Below are 328 nucleotides of genomic sequence, written 5' to 3' on the forward strand. Positions count from 1 at the left end.
GCGAACTACTAGCTCAAGGATAAAAAATGAAAAAGTATTGTTTAGCAGCAGCCCTTTCAATGGCATGTTTAGCACCAGCAGCGCAAGCTGACACTCTACTAGGTTTATACGTAGGTGTTGATGGGTGGAAGTCAGATAACGATGGTCAATTTTCTTATAAAAATAATGCATCTCAAGATTTCAATTTTGAAGATGAGACGTTTGTAAGTTATTACGCGGCGCTTGAGCACCCAGTGCCATTAGTACCAAACATCAAATTAAAGTATACAGAGCTTGAGTTAAATGGTTCTGCGCTGCTTACAGATACATTTGCTTCAATGGTTCTGAT

At 39.0% G+C, this 328-nt stretch carries 1 protein-coding gene; it reads left to right on the forward strand.

What is annotated here, in order from left to right; translation table 11 throughout:
- Positions 1-26: 26 nt before the first annotated feature.
- On the forward strand, positions 27-328 hold a 302-nt coding region (locus tag AAEY83_RS13550), incomplete at its 3' end, for a porin family protein (protein ID WP_502945167.1).

The sequence above is a fragment of the Psychrobacter sp. TB20-MNA-CIBAN-0197 genome (genome assembly GCF_040309765.1).
Lineage (GTDB): Bacteria > Pseudomonadota > Gammaproteobacteria > Pseudomonadales > Moraxellaceae > Psychrobacter > Psychrobacter submarinus.